Source organism: Paenibacillus sp. J22P15 (genome assembly GCF_056269345.1).
Genome location: NZ_JBWDNT010000013.1, coordinates 73308 through 93414, shown reverse-complemented (window position 1 = coordinate 93414; position 20107 = coordinate 73308). Strand labels below are relative to the sequence as shown.

11 protein-coding genes are annotated in these 20107 nt (G+C 40.8%); 8 read left to right on the top strand and 3 right to left on the bottom strand.

Annotated features, from left to right (window positions below; all coding sequences use genetic code 11):
* Positions 1–49 precede the first annotated feature (49 nt).
* From AC0YN6_RS21945 to AC0YN6_RS21910, 8 genes are all read left to right on the top strand, one after another.
* Positions 50–1732: a ribonuclease J gene (locus AC0YN6_RS21945; RefSeq protein WP_475749471.1), complete on the top strand. Its 1683-nt coding sequence runs from the start codon at positions 50–52 to the stop codon at positions 1730–1732.
* Positions 1733–1881: 149 nt separating this feature from the next.
* On the top strand, positions 1882–2727 hold the full coding sequence (ku, locus tag AC0YN6_RS21940; RefSeq protein ID WP_475749556.1) for a non-homologous end joining protein Ku: 846 nt from the start codon (positions 1882–1884) through the stop codon (positions 2725–2727).
* The gene (locus AC0YN6_RS21935; RefSeq protein ID WP_475749470.1) at positions 2724–3614 is read left to right on the top strand and encodes an ATP-dependent DNA ligase; all 891 of its coding nucleotides are present in this window, start codon (positions 2724–2726) and stop codon (positions 3612–3614) included. The genes ku and AC0YN6_RS21935 overlap by 4 nt, the downstream gene beginning before the upstream one ends.
* Positions 3611–3778, top strand: coding sequence for a hypothetical protein (locus AC0YN6_RS21930; protein WP_475749468.1), 168 nt, complete (start codon positions 3611–3613; stop codon positions 3776–3778). The genes AC0YN6_RS21935 and AC0YN6_RS21930 overlap by 4 nt, the downstream gene beginning before the upstream one ends.
* Before the next feature lie 3 nt (positions 3779–3781).
* Positions 3782–4096, top strand: coding sequence for a hypothetical protein (locus tag AC0YN6_RS21925; RefSeq protein WP_475749467.1), 315 nt, complete (start codon positions 3782–3784; stop codon positions 4094–4096).
* A gap of 200 nt (positions 4097–4296) precedes the next feature.
* Entirely contained in the window at positions 4297–4680 is a 384-nt protein-coding gene (locus AC0YN6_RS21920; protein WP_475749466.1) for a MerR family transcriptional regulator, read from the top strand.
* Positions 4681–4837: 157 nt separating this feature from the next.
* Entirely contained in the window at positions 4838–5899 is a 1062-nt protein-coding gene (locus AC0YN6_RS21915) for an NAD(P)-dependent alcohol dehydrogenase (protein WP_475749465.1), read from the top strand.
* Positions 5900–6131: 232 nt separating this feature from the next.
* Positions 6132–6455 (top strand): PepSY domain-containing protein, encoded by a 324-nt coding sequence (locus tag AC0YN6_RS21910; RefSeq protein ID WP_475749463.1) that lies wholly within the window; start codon positions 6132–6134, stop codon positions 6453–6455.
* A gap of 184 nt (positions 6456–6639) precedes the next feature.
* Here AC0YN6_RS21910 and AC0YN6_RS21905 read toward each other — a convergent pair whose 3' ends face one another.
* The 3 genes from AC0YN6_RS21905 to AC0YN6_RS21895 all read right to left on the bottom strand — a co-directional run bounded on the left by AC0YN6_RS21905 (position 6640) and on the right by AC0YN6_RS21895 (position 20002).
* A complete protein-coding gene (locus AC0YN6_RS21905) occupies positions 6640–8394 on the bottom strand; it encodes a beta-galactosidase (protein ID WP_475749462.1) in 1755 nt (584 codons plus the stop codon).
* Between the two features lie 209 nt (positions 8395–8603).
* The gene (locus AC0YN6_RS21900; protein ID WP_475749460.1) at positions 8604–14537 is read right to left on the bottom strand and encodes an endo-alpha-N-acetylgalactosaminidase family protein; all 5934 of its coding nucleotides are present in this window, start codon (positions 14535–14537) and stop codon (positions 8604–8606) included.
* A 479-nt stretch (positions 14538–15016) separates the two neighbouring features.
* On the bottom strand, positions 15017–20002 hold the full coding sequence (locus AC0YN6_RS21895; RefSeq protein ID WP_475749458.1) for an S-layer homology domain-containing protein: 4986 nt from the start codon (positions 20000–20002) through the stop codon (positions 15017–15019).
* Positions 20003–20107: the final 105 nt, after the last annotated feature.

The window sequence follows — 20107 nt, the reverse complement described above, 5'->3', positions numbered from 1 at the left end:
TATTTCAGCCAATTTACAGCGATTAGCAGGAACAAAACCGGAGGGAATTATGGATAACAAACTAATTGATAAAAACAGACTTTCGATCTTTGCACTTGGCGGTGTATTTGAAATCGGTAAGAACATGTATGTCATACAGTATGCTGACGATATTGTCGTGATTGATTGTGGATCTAAATTTCCTGATGAAAGTCTTCTAGGAATTGATCTTATCGTCCCTGACATCACCTATTTATTAGAAAACAAAGATAAAGTTCGAGCACTAGTCATTACGCATGGACATGAAGACCACATCGGCGGCATCCCGTATATTTTAAAGCAGCTAAATATACCTGTATATGCCACACGACTGACTCTTGGGCTAATTAAGGGCAAATTAAAGGAGCATCGTCTTAGAGAAACGAGCCTTCATGAAATTCAGTCTGACTCCACTTTTGAATTGGGAAATCTGACTTTATCTTTTTTCCGAACAAACCATAGCATCCCTGATTGTATCGGCATTGTCATCGGTACACCAGAGGGAACCATTGTTCATACTGGAGATTTTAAATTTGACCTCTCCCCCTCTAACAAGCAATTTCCCGATATTCACAGGATGGCGAGTATTGGTGAACAAGGAGTACTTGCATTATTGTCTGAGAGTACGAATGCAGAACGACCTGGATTTACACCTTCAGAAAAGTTGGTCGGAGAACGTATTGAAGAAGTATTTCAAAAAGCTCAAAATAGAATTTTCTTATCGACTTTCGCATCTAATATTAATCGTCTGCAGCAAGTTGTTGATGCTGCTATCACAACAAATCGAAAATTATTATTACTCGGTAGAAGTATGGTCAACGTGGTGTCGATAGCACTTGAGCTAGGTTATATAAATATTCCCGAGGGCATGTTAATTGAAGCGAAGGAAGCTAACGAGCTGGACCGGAAACAGGTTGCTGTGTTATGCACGGGAAGCCAAGGTGAACCGATGGCTGCGCTATCCCGTCTTGCAAGCTCTACCTATCCACATACCGAAATATTATCTGGTGATACCGTTATTTTAGCGTCCTCACCAATTCCAGGTAATGAAAGAAACGTAGCAAACACGCTCGATCACCTCTACCTGCTGGGTGCACACGTCATACATGGATCAGGTGTTGCCACTGGTATGCATGTTTCAGGCCATGGCAGCCAGGAAGAACTGAAACTTATGCTCACATTAATGAAACCAACCTACTTTGTTCCTATACATGGTGAATACCGAATGCTATACCAACACCGGCTATTGGCTGAATCCGTCGGCGTTGAAAGTCAAAACATTTTTATTTTAAATAACGGTGAAGTTTTGGATATTGAAGATGGACGTATTCAGCAAACACGCAAAATTACGGCTGGCAATACACTAGTCGATGGGCTCGGAATCGGTGATATTGGAAATATTGTTTTACGTGACCGTAAACATCTCGCTGAGGATGGTATCCTTGTTGTCGTCATTACACTTAGTCGTGTAGAAGGCAGCATTTTATCAGGCCCCGATATTATTTCCCGCGGTTTCGTCTACGTTAAAGAATCCGAGACGTTATTCGGTGAAGTCAGCAAGCTGGTCATTAAGACGATCGGAGACCTTCAGAAAAATGGAAATGACGGAAAATGGTCAATTCTAAAGCATAAGATAAAGGAAACAACCAGTAAATACTTATTTGCGAAAACGAAAAGAAGACCTATGATCCTCCCAATTATCATTGAGGTATAGACCTGACCCTAGTTCCCACTTCCTTTTATCCACAAAAGCAGTGGGAACCTTTTATTATCTGCCAGCCTTCCATCATTCGTTAAAGCTTATTTCTGTATATTTCCCACTGCCTAGAGTACACTAAGCAAAAAATGATGGATGTGATAAATATACATACCGTTTGGAAGGGTGCTATCAGCTTTGGGCTTGTACATGTTCCAGTTAAAATGTACACTGCGACGGAGGACAAGGATATTCATTTTCGGAGTTTACACAAGGATTGCGGAATGCCTATAAACTACGCAAAGACTTGCCGTCATTGCGATAAAGAAATTGGACCAGACGAAATTGTAAAGGGATTTGAATACGAAAAAGATAAGTATGTAATCATCAATGAAGGCGAATTAGAGAGTATTAAAGATGAGTCAGCAAAGACAATAAAAATCCTTGATTTTGTTGACCTTCAGGAAATAGATCCTCTCTATTTTCAGAAAGCTTATTACCTCTCCCCTGACATGGCCGGAGCTGGAGCCTATAGCCTGCTGCTCGAAGCAATCAAGCAAACGGGCAAGATAGGTATTGCCAAGATATCGATCCGTAGCAAAAGCAGTCTGGCAGCTATACGAGTTGTCGACAACTGCCTCTGTATGGAGACAATGTATTATCCAGATGAGATCCGCTCATTATCCCAAGTTCCTAATTTACCGCCGGTGACAAAGGTTGATGAAAAAGAACTATCTATGGCCAAGGCACTAGTCGAGCAGCTTAGCGAGCAATTTGATCCAGCTAAATATACAGACGATTACCGCATCGCCTTGCTCGATTTAATTGAGCAAAAGATAGCTGGTGAGAGCGTCGATATTGTATCCGCACCTAACAGCGAAGGACGGACAAATGTTATCGATCTCATGGCAGCTTTACAAGCAAGCTTGGACGCAACAAAACCACTTCCTGATCCTGGTCCACCCAAGCGAAAAAGGAAAAGTGCCGCGAAAACAAAGGATAACGTATCATGACTGTAGTCATGGAACTGCCTGGTATCCCTATGGCACCTGTCACATCACCGGATATCCCAACTGGTCCTGACTGGGGATATCAAATCAAGTGGGATGGTGTTCGCACGCTAGTCCGGTTAGATGGTGAGGGCGGAGTTGAATTATTTTCAAAACGGGTTGAACCACGTAATGATCGGTTTCCAGAGATTGTTGAATTGCTCAGCCCACTCCGGATAGGACAATGTGTACTCGATGGTGAAATTGCATATTTTGACGGTAAACGGCCAAACTTTAAGCGCGTACTCGTAGGAATAAATCGCAAGAAATACGATGATAACCTTATCTTTGTGGCATTTGATATCCTCTATGATAATGGAGATGATATTCGCTCTCTTCCATTCAAAGAGCGTTATGAGCGATTAGCGAATAAATTTCCTGAGAAGCAACCACGAGTATTTGTTACTGACCTTGTCTTCGACGGCCCTGCGCTTTGGAATTGGGTAAATGACAGGGAATGGGAAGGAATCATATCAAAGAAACTGGATAGTCCATACGTTGAAGCAAAAAAACATAATTACTGGTTTAAAAAACGTAAAGAGGTGCGAATCGTAGCTGATGTAGTCGGTATCAAATTAAAAGACGAATCAGTATCCAGTCTTGTCTTGCGATACGAGGACCGGTACATCGGTCATGTTTCGGGCATCGATACAGCATCAAAAAAGGTGCTAAAACAATTTATGGAGCAGCATCCTGGAGAGTGCCCCTTCCGCACCCTATCCACCGGCATGAAAAAATCTAATATTGTTTGGTTAAATGTAGCTTTCCCTTGCCGCGTTACAGCACTTGAATTTACTGATTCAGGATTACTTCGGCAGCCTAAGCTGCTTGGGTTTGGACCCGAAAAATGAGAAAAGGTGACTTTGTACGTGTTCGCGGTGCACAAAAGGTTGGGAAAGTTTACAGGGTAAAGGGTCGGAATGTCGAAGTAGAATGGAACTTGGATAAAATTATGAGCAGCGGCAGCTTCAAACATATAGTGGACTATGATATCGATGATTTAGAAGGAGTTTAAAGCATGCTGCAACAAGACACAATAATGGTTACATGTTTAGGATGTAAAAAAGAAAACCAAATCCCTATTAATGATTTATTAGACCATCTTTGCCTTAACTGCGGCACTCCATCTGCAGAACCTATACTAATCGAACAAGATACATTAGTCAGTGAAATTGATGACGTCTCGGACGAGTTAGATCATGTCATTGGAAGTATCACGCACGGTTTTATGGGTCCTGATGAAGCCGCGGATTGGCTCGAACATGATGCCGGTCAAATTGCTGACACTTTAGATAAGGCCAGTGAGTATATTAGCAGTATAAAAAAGGAGTAAGATCAATAAACAGCCCGCTGTACAAAAGGCGCCACTCCGTTCGATTTCCGAACGAAATAGCGCCTTTCTCATTCCTATATTCCTAGATGATGATGAAAATTCGATGTTGCCTTAAAGTACACTTTAAGGTCTATAATAAAACCTAAATGATAGATTTCAGTAATATGAACAAAATAATAAAAAGATTTATGGAGGAGACAATGGAAATTCATATAAAAGAAGCAGCAGAAAAGATAGGTTTGCCTGCACATACACTCCGATATTATGAACAAGAGGGTCTTCTACCTTTTATAAAAAGAGATGAACATGGAAATCGTATTTTTAACGAAGCAGATTTATTATGGTTAGAGTTTATTGTATGTTTACGGAAAACGGACATCCCTCTCTCAGAGTTACGTTCGATCGTCGAATTAACAAAAGAAGGAGACAGCACAGCCTTGCAACGCAAACAAATATTTGAACAGCATAAAGCGAAAATGATGGAGAAACAAAGAGACTTGGATAACGCTTTTCTAAAAATTGAATCAAAAATAGAATACTATGATGAACTAGAAAAGAAGTACCACAAAGAAAAGCTTAATTAAGAGCTTACTAGTAAAATGTAGTGCGATACTTTCTATTCCTTATGATTAAATTCAAAAAAACCTTGCCTTAAAGTCAACATTAAGGAGTAAGCTATTCTTGTAGCTTTTAATACCATCAACCTATTATTTTACAAAAGAAAGGATTGGGTTATCTTTTATGTGCAATAATCAGAAAAACATGACTACGACACGTGTTCTAAGTGTCCCAAGTGCGAAAGCACCATTTGAAAAGACCACAATTGAGCGGAGAGAATTACGGCCACACGATATCTTAATCGATATTAAGTTTAGCGGCATTTGCCATTCTGATATTCACAGTGCATTCGGTGAATGGGCTGGCGGAATCTTCCCGATGGTTCCTGGTCATGAAATTGCCGGAATCGTAGAGGCAGTAGGAACAGAAGTGACCAAATATGTCGTTGGTGACCGCGTTGGCGTTGGCTGCTTTGTTGATTCCTGCGGAGAATGTGAATACTGTCTCAGTGGAGATGAGCAATATTGTACGAAGGGTGTAATCAACACCTATAACGGACTAGACTACGATGGTAATCCAACATACGGAGGATATAGCCAAAAAATTGTTGTTACGGAAGGTTTCGTTGTCCGTATCCCTGACAGTCTTGACATGGATGTGGCTAGCCCACTACTATGTGCAGGCATTACTACATTCTCTCCCTTGAAACACTGGAACACTGGCCCAGGTAAGAAGGTTGCCATTGTGGGAATGGGAGGTCTTGGACACGTAGCGATCCAATTTGCTCATGCTATGGGTGCCGAAGTAACCGTATTGAGTCGCTCTATGGATAAGAAAGATGAAGCATTGAAATTTGGCGCAGATCATTACTATGCTACAAGTGATTCCGCTACATTTACAGAATTAGCAGGCCGTTTTGATCTAATCTTAAACACCGTGTCTGCAAATCTGAATGTTGATGCGTATCTATCACTGCTTCGCATTGATGGGACACTCGTAAATGTTGGCGCACCAGCTGAACCAGATAAGTATCATGTTTTTTCATTAATTATGGGTCGTCGCAGTATTGCAGGTTCACTCGTTGGTGGAATTCGTGAAACCCAGGAAATGCTCGATTTCGCAGCTGAACACGGCATTGCCCCTATGATTGAAGTAATCAGTGCAGACCAAGTCGAACAATCGTATGAGCGTGTCCTCAAAAGTGATGTACGGTATCGATTCGTTATTGACATCTCAACATTATAACTCACAAAATTGCTTCCTACGGCCTTGAACCAGATTTCTTGAAAAAGAAAAATAGCCATCGTTTTGAACAAAGTTTGATCAAAACGATGGCTATTTGCTATTTGATTACACACTTATTACGCAATCCTGCAAGTTAGTTGAGAAACGAATGCTCATAAAGTCAAACCGAAGAACCTTTGTAATGGAATTGCATATGATTTAAGAAACATCATTTTTCTTGGAGGTTTTCTATATGAAGGAAAAGTTTATTTTTCGCACTGTTTTTTTCCTTCTCGCTTATTTGATTGTTTTGTACATATCTAATAAACCGTCAATATCAATACAAGAAGCCGTACAAATTGCTGAAGAGGTAACTCCAATATCAGATGGATATCGTATTAGTCAGATAAGTGGCAGAAATAATTGGTCGTTTCTTTTTAATACTAATCCCGTTTACAAATTTAATGTAATTGCTATTAACACCGAATCAGAATTTCAACACATTAAATATAAAGTTGAAATTGATGCGAAAACAAAAGATGTATTGGAAATTAAGGAAATTAAGGAGATTAACTAAATAAACGATTTGAGAAAAGGCTGCCATATGATTCTATTATAATCCAAATTCGTTGAGCATAACTGTCCGTAGCTTAATAACATAAGTAGGCGTATAAAAAAACCTCCCCACAGCCAATCATCGCTGCAGAGAGGTTCACCTATAATAAAATCTTTTTAACTTATGTGTTCAAAAAGTGGATTGATTAGCCAAGAATCGCACTGTCACGGAGCGTAACGACCAGTTCCTTGGCACCATGCAACTCGAACAAGACGAGTTCGTTTTCTCCTTTGCAAAGCAGCGGTCCCGGAATATACAACGTTTTTTGTGGACCAACCGTCTCCCAATAACGGCCCAGATTGAAGCCATTGATGTAAGCAACACCTTTGTTCCAGCCTTTCAGCTCCAAAAAGGTGTCAGCGGCTTCGTCAACCTGAAACGTTCCTTTGTAGAAGGCAGGTTTGCCTTCGAAATTTACTGACGCTGACTTATACTCCAAGTTCGATAAATCTTCCATAGGCAACGTATGGATCGTCCAGTGGTACAGGAACTGTTGGCCGAACCGGATGCCTTCCGTAATCCCTTTCACATCCCGCAAGTATGAACCATAGTTGGATCGTCCCATATTTTCGACGAGCACTGTGAGAGTTACTCCTTCAGGAGGGACACTAAAAGAAATGGGCTCCGCATCTTTGTTCCAACGCTCTACGACGCCTTTATACTCACCGTCTAAGAAAATCTGCGCACGGTCGTGTACTTCCTGCAGGTTCAGCTTCGTTTCGCCGCGAGGACCGGAAATTCGCGTAGTGTACAATATGAAGCCGTAGTTTTGTCCCAATAGCTCCATCGGATCCGGACATGTTCTACGCACTGGGGTCGACAACTTGTCTAGGGAATCGAACAGCATCGCCTGCTGCGTCATTTGTACTTGACCGTAAGCTTTTTTCTTGATAGGTTCAGGTAATTCCAGCGGTCCTAAGTCAACATACTTAGATACAACTTCGCGCACTGCATAAAACTTGTCTGTTACATCGCCGGACTCATTGATCGGTACATCGTAATCATAGCTTGTAATCGTTGGCATATACGTGCCATCATCATTCGCTCCGCTCCAGAAGCCGAAGTTCGTTCCGCCATGGAACATGTAGAAGTTGACCGAAGCGTTCATTTCTAGCATTTCATCGAACACCTTCGCTACATCAGCCGCGTCGCGAGTATGATGCTGTTCGAACCAATGGTCGAACCAGCCGTTCCAATATTCCATGCACATGATTGGTCCTTCCGGCTGGTAAATGCGCAGTTCGGCAAATGCTTCTTTCGGACGGGACCCGAAGTTTACGGTTTCAAGGACTCCCGGAACCATGCCGCCTTGCAGCATAAAGTCTTCCGGTCCGTCGGAGGTGAACAACAGCACGTCGATGCCGCGTTTGATTGTGCTTTGACGCAAGTACTCAAGGTATTGCGTGTCGTTACCATAGCTACCGTATTCGTTTTCGATTTGCATCGCGATGATCGGCCCGCCGTTCGTACAGAGCAGTGGAACAAGTTGCGGCATGAGGATGTCATAATAAGCGTCGATTTTATCAAGGAATGGTTGGTGAGAACAACGCAGTCGCATGCCAGTATCGGCAAGCAACCATGCGGGTAATCCACCAAACTCCCATTCCGCGCAAATGTACGGACTTGGTCGAACGATGACTTGCAGCCCTAGCTCGCCGGCCGTCTTGATAAACTTGAATATGTCGGCGATGCCTTCGAAGTTGAATTGTCCTTCTTTTGGTTCGTGCAAGTTCCAAGGTACATACGTTTCCACTGTGTTGAAGCCGCAGGCCTTCAGTTTCATCAAACGATCCCGCCAATATTCTGGAACGACACGGAAATAATGGATTGCACCAGAAATTAGCCGAATCGGTTTGCCATCCATAACAAATTGATTACCTTCCACAGCGAAAATAGACACGTGTAAATCCTCCAATTATTTATTTTTTCATGTTCTTGTTGTGGAACAAAGATTTCTCTTAACAATTCCAATCTAATGATAGATTCATCTTTATATTTGGAGTTATAGGAGTAAAGAAGATCATCAGCACTAGTGCTGACGATCCTCTACGAAGAGACTTCCTTTCACCAAAGTAGTTCTAAACAAATTTACTGTAATTATTCTAAAAATTATTTTTTGTTTAACATAGCCAAAATCAAAGTGACGGCTTCAGCTCTAGTGCAAGAAGCATTAGGATTAAATTTACCATCCCCATTACCCTTTATTAACCCTGCTTCTGCAGCTGTTGCCACATATGGTTTTGCCCATACTGGAATCTGATCTGCATCATCAAACGCCATTAATGCTTGTGGATTAACTTCAAGTCCTAGTGCACGAACGATAATAACGACGAATTCACTTCTGGATATTTTATTATCTGCACGGAATGTACCATCTTCGTATCCCGTAATAAATCCAGCTTTAACAAGTGCTTGAATGAATGGTTGAGCCCATGCTGGTATTTGCTTTTGATCCACAAAACTAAGCTCCGTCTCACCATGCTCCAATTTCAGCGCTCTTGCTAACATCGTTGAAAACTCACCGCGTGTTACAGTACCATTCGGATGGAAGGTTCCGTCTTCATAGCCAGTAACAAAACCAAGTTCAACGGATTTTTCTATAGCAGCTTTAGCCCAATGATTCGCAATATCAGTAAGCACCACTTTTGGCGTTTCAGGTGACGTTACAGGTGGCGTTACAGGCTTCGTCGAGCCATCACCCGAAGAGCTAGCTTCAGTCGTCACCGTTACACTCGGACCATTCACGCTCCAATTGCCTGCCGCATCGCCTGCTTCAACTTTAAAGGTATACGTCGTGTCAGATGACAGGCCGCTGACTGTATAGCTCGTGATATCGCCTGCTAATGTAACGAGTTCGCTTCCGTCCTTGTAAACTTTATAGCTAGTTACACCCTTATCATCCACTGCTTCTTTCCATGAAAGTGTAAGGCTAGTTCTGCTAACATTTGAAGTCTTCAATGCTTTATCTTCTGTCCATGTTGGAGCAGTTGCGTCTGCTGGTGTTTCGTCCTTATAAGTTGCTGTTACTTTAACAGCTTCATCAGGCATTACAAATGTAGTAGCTGTTGCACTTGCATCTTCGAATACAACGTTAATGTTATCCGTAATCCATTTGTCAAATCCTTGGCCTTCTGGTGCTCCATATGCTGAAATTGTAACGGTCGCTCCTTTTGCATAATTCCCGCTACCTTCACCACTTACTACTTCAACTGCATATTCTTGACCTGGATCTACAGTTGATTTCGCACCGTAAGCTTCAAACTCACGGAAACCTGCCCATGATGGGTCAATACCCAATACATTCACTTTTATAAATCTAACATTTTCAGCTGACCAAGTATCTTCTGTAAAACTTTCAGTAACTGGAGTGTTCCACTTATCGACAGTTGTTGTCCAGTTCTCGCCATCAGGAGATACTTCTAGTTTATACTTCATCGTAGTTGAAGCTGTTTCCCAGGAAATCTTTGAACCCGTAACATCGTATTGTGCTCCCAGGTCAACCTGCCACCAATGTGCAGTACTTGGATCACTTACACTCCAACGAGTTGATGTTAGACCGTCATTCCCCATCACTGCCGTATTACTTGATTGTTCACTGCTTGCAGTTGCAGGTTTCTTCAATGCAATGTTTGGATCTTCTTTTACTGTAATTTCTGCAGCAGCTTTCTTATCGGTACCTTCTATCGTACCATTTACAGTGAACTGGCCTTCAATACTTAGTTGTTCATCCGAAATACGATCCCATGTAACAGATACAAATCTCTTTGTACTATTACTTAATGTTACTTCAAGCATGCTTGGAAGTATTGGTGCTTTACCAATAAATGTACTTACTTTTACTTCAGGAATTTCAATGATGGCAGCCTCAGAATTTGTAACGATAACAATCGCCTGAGCTTTGATATTCGTACCTTCTACGGTACCCATTACATTAAATGATCCAACATTCTTGTAACGATCTTCAGCTATTTGATCCCATGCGGCAGGTACATGAATAACTGTACCATTTGAAGTGATCATCTTAGCCGATTCTGGCATGATAGGTGCAGTTCCTACTGTCGTGTAAACAGTCATCACTTTTGCATCTACTATATCTACTTCACCGCTAGCTGTTACGGTTACAGTAGCTGTAATAGTTGCATCCTGAACTCCATTAATGTGCCCTACGACTTCAAATGTTCCTACTTCAGCATATTTTGAAGGGGCAATTACTGGCCATTGAATTGGCAATTCCATTTCTGTGTTGTTGCTCATAGTTGCCTTTACGGTTGCAGGCATTTCCGGATGCATGCCAACTGTCGTGCCAACTTCAACGGTAGCAGGTCCAGTTATTGATGGAGCTTCTTGAGCAACTCTCATCTCAGCCACACTCGCCCAACCATTAATACCTTCTAATGCCGTTAACTTAACATGAGTTATTGGCTTTGAACTATCAATAGCTATTTGCTTTGTATCAACTGTCTTTTGCCATACACCATCTGAAACAACTTTTACAAACCCTTCAGCATCTAATTTCGCGTCTCCATTATCTGCTGGATTTGCATATTTAACGTATAATTCATATTTTGAAATAAAACCATTACCACTTGCTTCTCCTTTACTATTTTTCTCCTGTCTTGGCAATACATCTACTCTGTTTACATTGTAGCCTTTACCTAAATCGAGCGTGATGGATTGTGGTAAGGTATCACTTCCATCCCAAGCTGTGTGCCACAATGAACCTATGTTTCCATCAAGTACATTTTCAGGAGCATCACTTCGCTCATAGCCAGTTGCACTTGCAGTGATACCATCTACAGGTATTACTGCTAAGTCAACAGGTGTAATTTGTGGTGGTTCAATGGTAACATCCTTTGCTTCTTTAACCACTAGATCATCAAGGATAAAGTCTCCTGCTGAACTTCCATCCGTATTTCTTGTTCCGATCCAAAAATCTTCTGTACTTGCTGTAAATTTAACAGTAAACGGTGTAGGAACGGTTGCTTGTGACATCGGTATATTCATCAATTCCTTCGTACCGTTACCTACAACAAAGTTTATCTTTTTATCAAACTGACTTTCATATTTAAATGAAACTTCGTAAGATATTCCTTTATCAAATCTTAGAGTCTGTGGTAATGTTCTCATGATGAGACCAGCACCTGTCTTATGTGACTTAATAGACCATTCACCATTTAATACATCATCAACCGCTTTTCCATTCCACCCTTTTTGAGTGTATGGAGCGTGTAATTCGGATAAGTGAGTACGTGGATCACTTACGCCATCAGCATCTGCTATAACAAATGGAGTCAAACCTTGGTCAACATGTTCAAAATCTTCAGCTACTATGACCCCTGGAGATTGTGGTACAACTCTCTGGGTAGGTACAGCGCGAACATCGTCAAATGTTACAATCGCTGTTCCTGGAGCTACCTTCAAGTACAATGTTGCAGTTTCCTGTCCGGCTGCTACATCAAATATGACCCTCATTCTCTGCATATTGGTGCTGTGCTTGGAGTCAGCTGAGATATAGTTTTTAAGTGGTGAACTTTCCGTATAGTTCGTTATATCTGCTCCGCCAAAATCTTTAACACCAATCGTCGTTTTACGTTTTGCATTTCCTGCCGTGTTGGAATCACTACCGTTTGTACTGTTTGATGTATTTCCTACCTGAACATAAATGGAAGCTGAGTATGTTCCCGGCTGCAATCCTGATATTTGAGTCTCTAATACCGTTTCTTCCATATTTTCTTTGACTACTAATTCATACTGTCCACGATGGTTACGTTCTACTGTTGCTGTACCACTCTTTACATCCCAGTGATCTAATGTTCCACTGTTGAAGCTTGGATCCTTTGCAGGCATTCCAAATCCCCAATTCATAGCTTCATCCGTTACAGAAACATCACCTTTGTATACAACGTATGCTTGTTTTGCTTTTGCATCGATCGTGATTTTGCCATCAACTACGTTGATGACATTTTCATCTTTCTTACCTGTATCCGTTAATGTGTACAACTTAACTGTCGATACATTGTTCCAGCTATTTGGCAGATCCCAAGTCGTTGTTTCACCTTTTTCATTATAGTGATACAATTTTTCTTCAGCACCAGCCATTTCGCTTCCTGTCTTATCGGCATTTGGCGACCATGGCAACAAATATTTGAGGTTGTTGTATTTTACAACATCATAAACATTACCGTCGCTTGTTCCTTTTTGAATGGTTACATCTTCTTCAAGAAGTTTCTTACCATCTTTTGTGAATGTTCTCTTTCCGTCTGATGCCCTTTCAGCAACAACATTTCCTTCAAATTCAACTCGTCCCACATTATCTATTACATCATACTTCGTCATAGGGAAGCTTTGCAGATACTTCGTAGGTAAATTGTTTTTGAATACAATATCGATCATTTCATCATAATCTACTCTACCCTGCCATCCTTCTGCATCATTTGCCTCAGTACCGCCAAGGATTGGGTGACGAGCGATCCAAACGTCCTTCTGGTGATTTCTTACAAACCTTGCGATCTCACTGCTATAGCCCTTGGTGTGCTTTCCGCCGTAATCATAGTCAACTGCCCAGTGATTCCAAACGGCTTCATCTTCTAATACATTTGGAAACTCCGTAGTAAGAGTCCAACCAAAAGAATTCACTTCTCTTGCAAATCTTCTTCCATTAAAGCCCTGTTCAAACCAAGCATCTGCATAAATAAAATCAAGTGTTGGTGCATCTTCCTTTAACATCTGTAAACGGTTCATTCTGTTGCCAGTATAAACTTCTCTGCGGTATTTAGGATCATCAAAGTCATATGATGGATCAAGCCAATCCCAACCACCTTTGTTGACATTAACTAGATTATCATCAAAAGCCTTTGCTTCTGGGTGAGCACCTGTACCGCTAATATGTACACCCATGAAAGCATTATATTTCTGCGCTTCTCTTACAAGTGTATCCATATCCTTCTGTCCGCCCTGACGTACTCCTATATGACCACCATAATCTGGATGCGCGGAGTCATGACCTTCTGCTTGGTAACCCTTTAATTCCACCCACTGTCCAAGCCCGTCAGTCGATAAATATATTTTCTTCGTTTCATCTAGTGTCTTTAAGAAAGGGTTTGTTGCCTGACTGCCAAAGTTCATCGGTATACGTTGAACAACAAGCTCAGACATTCTGTCGCTGCCAATTGGATTGTTCATAATATCACGGAATGCAACAGCTCCATCCTGCCAGTCTATTTGACGATCACCATTTGCGTCCTCTGTAATAACTACCTTCGTATGTGGTAATGGCTCAGTTAAATTTTCTGGCATTTCATTTCCACGATATACCCATGAAGCACTCCACAAAGCCGTACGAGAGTAACCCGTTTTCTCTGTAGTTTGCTTCACAATACGGTGGTTGTCATTATCTCCATCTTTATTCGTATCACCAAATGAATTGGACCAAATACCCGCTGCTAATTCATCATTGTTAATGAACGCGTACATATAGTTTATTGGTTTACTATCTACCGTCGGAGTACCTGTTACATCTTGATACACATCACCCTTTTTATAGACAGCGGTTTCCATTCTGGAACCGGCAAATTCTGCACCCACTTCAGTACTTCTTACCGATACCAAACTTTGGTCTGGAATTTCAATGGTATGTATTCTTGCTGTACCATTCTCTTCTACCTTTGTTACTTCGAAATCAAGTGTATTCTGTTCTACTGTCATGGTTAGATTTATGACTACATTCAGCTCATTAACAGTTAGCACATAATGGGCTTTGTCTGTCTCTTCTGTGTACGTCACTTTCGGTACATAGTCAGTTCCGTTGATTCTGATTTTGTTTAATACATCTTCTGAACCATGAAGCACTTTGTTATTTATCTTATAATCTATTACTCTTGGGAAATTCTGATCTAATTGAACAGACATTTTATTTGATGCTATGATTCCATCAACATTACTTGCAGCATCGGCAATTCCTGAAAATACTGGAATTGTAATGCTAACCATCTGTGCAGAGGCTGCTACAATTGCTACGTATTTCATTACCTTTGACATTGACATTTTTATGCCTCCTACGAGTTCAATCTATTTACTTCCAATAGTTATAATTAATCTTCAATGCAATTCAGCATCACCTCCAATACTTCAAATCTCAAATAATGAATCGGAGTGGGTTTGAATGTTACTGTCTTCAGTTTGGAATCGCTTACAATTCCCCCTAATTCCGTGACCAAATGTACAACGTATTGGTACCTTAAGCTGTTTGCCCATGGACCTTCGTCGTAAGTGGATGATCTTTTAATCGCTTTCATAAAGATCGATGAATAAATCGAATGATTTATGTTTACATCTTACTCTACCGCCAAAAATAGGTTAATGACGATAATTTGGATTTCATGATAAATTTTACGGTAAGCGTCAAAGAAAAACCCCTTCAGTGCACTCGTACCTCACCTCATGAAGTCAAAAAACTTCATTCGAGTATGTGCTTGAAGGGGATTTATTCTTCTGAAATATAAGTATTGCGATTCTTCTCTAACTTATTTAAGCTTGTTTAACATGCCTAAAATCAATGTGATTGCCTCAGCTCTCGTTGTTGAACCGTTAGGATTGAATTTGCCATCCCCGTTCCCTTTAACCAGACCTGCTTCCATAGCAGCTGCAACATAGGGTCTAGCCCATGCCGGAACCTGCTCCGCATCATTAAATGTCAGTTCTGCATTAGAATCCACTTCAAGACCTAATGCACGAACAACAATAACGACGAATTCAGATCGTGTTATTTCATTTTTCGCATGGAATGTACCATCTTCGTATCCTGAAATGTAACCAGCTTTAGCAATTGCTTGAATGAATGGTTGAGCCCATACTGGTGTTTCATCTTTATCAACAAAACGAAACTCCGTATCATTAGGCTCCAATTTCAGTGCTCTAGCTAACATCACAGCAAATTCACCACGTGTTACAGTGCCATTCGGTCTGAAAGTCCCATCTTCATATCCTCTTACAAAACCTAGTTCTATAGACTTTTCAATTGAAACTTTAGCCCAATGATCTGCAATGTCTGTAAACTCTACTTTTGGCACAACAGGCTCCGTTGGTTCAATTGGCTTAGGCGTTGGCGTCCATCCACTACTCGAAGAGTCAGCTTCAGTCGTTATCCTTACGTTTGGACCATCCACACTCCAGTTTCTTGCTTCATCGCCTGCTTCGACTTTAAAGGTGTAGGTCGTGTCAGATAATAAACCTGTAACGTTGTAGCTAATCATATCTCCTGCTAATGTAGCCAGTACATGACCATCTTTGTAAACCTTGTAGCCGGTTACAGCAGTATCATCACTAGCCGCTGTCCATGTAAGCTTAAGGCTCGTTTTTCCAACATTTGAAGCTGATAATTCAGCATCTATTGACCATGTTGGTGCATTTGTGTCTGTTGTTGCCACTGCTTCCAGGTTAAAATCAAGAGTTGTTGTTTCATCTGCTATAACATCACCATTCTTACTTTGCTCTGTATAGCCATTCTTGCTAGCTATTACAGTATAGTCTGTACCAACTGGCAGATTCGCAATAAAATAGATTCCTTCTGCTGACGTTGTGGCAGTGTATACAGATCCACTTACCGTCAGACTAACATTAGCACCTTCTACAGGAGTGTCTTGCCCAGTTGTCACTGTTCCTGCAATGGTTCCTACCTTCGTTGGTACGGTTACGTCATAGATGAATTTTGCATCTGCCCAATCAACATGAGTATTATACCTTGCTTCAGGATTGCCAGGGTTGTTATTCCATTCAGCAACAAGCTTAATCTGCTTAGCTCCAGTTATGTCAAGATCAATAAATTCACTGTTGTCATCTCTCATCTTGACAGGACTTGTATAGATTAGCTCGTCATCTTTAAATACTTTAAAGACAGCTTCCCCACCCATTTTAGGAGCTTTCTTGTCAATTCCTACATAGGCTTGAAATCTTGTATACCCACGACCATCTACTTGATATACAACTTCTGAATTTGTATCTGATGATAAACCTTTCGTAAAGGTCTGAACTCCTGCTGCCGTGTTTAATTCTAGGTAGGAACCACCATACTGTGGCTCATCCTTAAGTACATCATTATAATCACTGTGTGCTGAAGCCCATTCCAGATCACTTGCATAGTCAAAATTGTTCAACTCTGGTTCTTCATAATCCTGTCCATATAATATCAGTTCCGCCATACCTATTCTGAATCCGCCGCCAGCAGTGATGTCCTTAATCGTTACGCGAACATAATTTATGTTGTCATACGGCTTAGCAAATCTTTCTGGTGTGAAATGCTGTCCGCCTACGTAACGATTATCGAGTGCCTTTTGCCATGTTTCACCATCCGTAGATACTTCTAAATCATAAGTGTACCAGTTACTGTCCTTTTCCCAGTAAATACGACTTCCACGAACGGATTGAGATTTATTGAATTTTACTGTCACGGACTGAGGAAGAGTTAATTCCTTGGATAACCAACCTGTTCCTATTGTAGTTAGACCATCTCTAAGCTTATCCGTCCCCCTGTCAGCTTCACTTTCTGAAGATGATGTAATGGATTCTATTTTCGCATCTGTTAAAACGTTACCTGGTTCCTCATTCTCTGAAGGTATGATTTTAAACTCAAATAAAGATGCCCAATCTCCATTTGTTATACGATCTACAATAGTTAATCTTACATATCTCCCTTTTGTTTCTACGAGCTTTGTTTCTTCGTATCCATTGGGTGTGGTATTTAATGTATTATCAACAACATTTTGCCAGTCGATCCCATCTTCTGATACTTCAATATAGTACTTATAAACGTTTGTACTTCTCTCCCACATCACCTGAAAACCAGCTAAAGCGCTGCTATTTTGTAAATCAACCTGTATCCACTGCGGTAAGGATGATCCATTTGCACACCATCTTGTACCATCGTCATTATCTACTGCATGCTTTGCAAAGTTACCAGATTGTTCAGAAGAACTTGTAACAGGTTGACCAACTGCAATATTTTTATATGTCTGTTCTGTGGTTTCTAGTTTGTCAACGCCATCAACCCATGGTGTATGCTGTCCGTCAGGGACAAACTGGCCTTCATATGGAACTGTACTAACGGTTTTTGCTCCTGCATTTAATCCTTCTGCTGCAGCATTGATGTTTATATTTCCACTGATGTCAGCAGTTCTTACAAATGCAAAACCTATACCACCTTCAACATGCTGTTCTTCAACACCTATTCTTTCAATGTTTTTTCCAATGAGTTCCCCTTCACCTGTTACAGAAATTTTAATTTTACCCTCGTAGTTCGGTACGACAGTTCCATTTTCATCAACGACTTTGAAGTATACGGGTATTAAATCCGAACCATCTGCTACTGGCATGATTCCTCTGTCACGTACTTCAATTTCTATTCCAGCAGCTTGACCTGATGTTTTAACGGTATGCGTTTTAATCACATTTCCATCTAAAATAGCTTCTGCTCTAAGCTCTCCAGCTGCAAACTGATCTAAAGTAAATGTAAATATTGGGCTGCCACCTTTTTTAGCTATGTTCGGAACAGATTTCAGTGCCTCTTCCCTTGTAATCTCTTTAACCAATTCATTATTCTGATAGAGCTTCACACTGTCGCAGTTACTGAATACGTTAATATTTAGGCTTGATGTTGGAGAATATGTGCTTGCTATAAACACCATTGGTCCATAAACAGAATCTCTAGCCGATTGCATGGACTGGAACCAGTAGTAGTCATATTTTTCGTATCTGTCGATATCTACTGTTCCACTTCCCAATGTCTTCGTTGTTGATCCGCGTGCGTAGTCATTCCAGCTCCATAAGAAGTATCCACCTATTCTGTCATTTGCATCTAGGCCACCCCAGTCAGAGTAACCATCTCCATTTAAATATCTCTGACGCGTCAAAATTTGAGTCATCATAGCGTCTTCGCCTTCTTTTCTCAGCGCCTTGCTAGATTCTTCAAAATCACCCCATTCACGAGTGAAAAATGGCTTGTTGGAATCAAAATCAGTCCATTTGCTTGGGTCGTCTTCCCAATTCGTATCCACGACTTTATAGTTCACATCATAAAAAGAACCCTGAAGTCCATGGTCTGCTGCTGTATACATCTGATTCCCAGGATATTCTGCATGAGCAATCTCAGTAACCTCTTTTGCCCATGCTGCTGAATAGCCCGTCTCATTAAGTGAAGTTTCCCATAGGATTACGGACGGTCTATTTCTGTCACGTCGGATCATTTCCCGTGCATCTCTTAAAGTCAGATCATAGAACTTTTGACTTTTTGTGAAGTTCTGCCAGCCAGGCTGACATTCAATAACTAATAACCCTAATTCATCAGCTGCATCTAAAAAGGCCGGATCATTGGGATAATGCGTAGCACGAACAGCATTAAAGCCATTTTCCTTGATTTGCATTGCATCACGATACTGCATCGAGTTAGGGGCTGCATCTCCAATATTCTGGTATGCCTGATGACGGTTTGCTCCGCGCAAATATAATCTTTCCCCATTGATATAGAAACCATCTGCTTTGTACTCTATTGTTCTGATACCTATCTTTGTCGTAACCGAATCAACTAAGGTTGACCCATTGTATACTTCACTGACTAAAGAATAAAGATAAGGTGTATCTGGGTGCCATAAATTTGGATTGGTTATCGTTATATCTTGATTAAACTGCTGATCTCCACCTGCTGGTACACTTGCAGCATCAGCTTCACCATGAGCAACGATATTTCCTTCCTGGTCCACAATCTTACTTACAACCTTTGTATCTGCTGATGTATTATTCTTGTTTACGACATGCGTTTTTACATTCACCTTTGCAGAAGTTTGACTCACTTCTGGATAAGTCACAAAAACTCCACCACTAGCTGTTTTATTAGCCTGTAATGTATCCGAAATATGTAAATTATTCGTAATTCTCATGGTTACATCTCTGTAGATCCCGCCGTAGTAATGGAAATCGAGATTGGCTACTGGCTTTCCTGGCGGTGTATCTGGACTATCATTGCTAGATACCTTTACGGCTAAAACATTAGTCTCACCAAATTTCACTTTATCTGTTATATCTACAGAAAATCCGACATAACCACCATTACGCGTATAAATTTTTTCCCCATTTAAATAAATTTCACTGTCAATCATTACACCTTCAAAGTCAATATTAATTGTATTTCCTCTGTACATCTCGTCAACCGTAAAATAACGTCTGTACCAACCTATTCCTTGATATACTGCTTTTCCACCATTAGCATGCTTCTTCTCCAGTCGCATGGTGTGTGGAATCGTTATATTGGCAAATGCTTGATCATCATAATCTATTGCCTCTGCACCTGCTAACTCACCTCTGTAGAATCCCCAGTCGCTATTAAAATTCAATACTGTTCTACCATTGGTGTTCTCAGTTGTTTGAACTGTATTATTGCTCTGTGCATATACAACTTTATTTGAATATTCCATACCTAACATAAATGAGAAGATTAAAAGCCATAAAGATACTTTCTTCATCGTACACCTCCGTCAAATTATAATATAAGTCTCAAGAATGAAGATTCTGCTGCAGATAAGTTAATGATGTTTCGATGGGTGAATAGCCATGCATTTTTCCCATTG

Bases quoted from the DNA above. Each gene is read 5' to 3' on its own strand.
- AC0YN6_RS21945 (WP_475749471.1), top strand. From the start codon at position 50: ATGGATAACAAACTAATTGATAAAAACAGACTTTCGATCTTTGCACTT.
- AC0YN6_RS21935 (WP_475749470.1), top strand. From the start codon at position 2,724: ATGACTGTAGTCATGGAACTGCCTGGTATCCCTATGGCACCTGTCACA.
- AC0YN6_RS21930 (WP_475749468.1), top strand. From the start codon at position 3,611: ATGAGAAAAGGTGACTTTGTACGTGTTCGCGGTGCACAAAAGGTTGGG.
- AC0YN6_RS21925 (WP_475749467.1), top strand. From the start codon at position 3,782: ATGCTGCAACAAGACACAATAATGGTTACATGTTTAGGATGTAAAAAA.
- AC0YN6_RS21920 (WP_475749466.1), top strand. From the start codon at position 4,297: ATGGAAATTCATATAAAAGAAGCAGCAGAAAAGATAGGTTTGCCTGCA.
- AC0YN6_RS21915 (WP_475749465.1), top strand. From the start codon at position 4,838: ATGTGCAATAATCAGAAAAACATGACTACGACACGTGTTCTAAGTGTC.
- AC0YN6_RS21910 (WP_475749463.1), top strand. From the start codon at position 6,132: ATGAAGGAAAAGTTTATTTTTCGCACTGTTTTTTTCCTTCTCGCTTAT.
- AC0YN6_RS21900 (WP_475749460.1), bottom strand. From the start codon at position 14,537: ATGTCAATGTCAAAGGTAATGAAATACGTAGCAATTGTAGCAGCCTCT.
- AC0YN6_RS21895 (WP_475749458.1), bottom strand. From the start codon at position 20,002: ATGAAGAAAGTATCTTTATGGCTTTTAATCTTCTCATTTATGTTAGGT.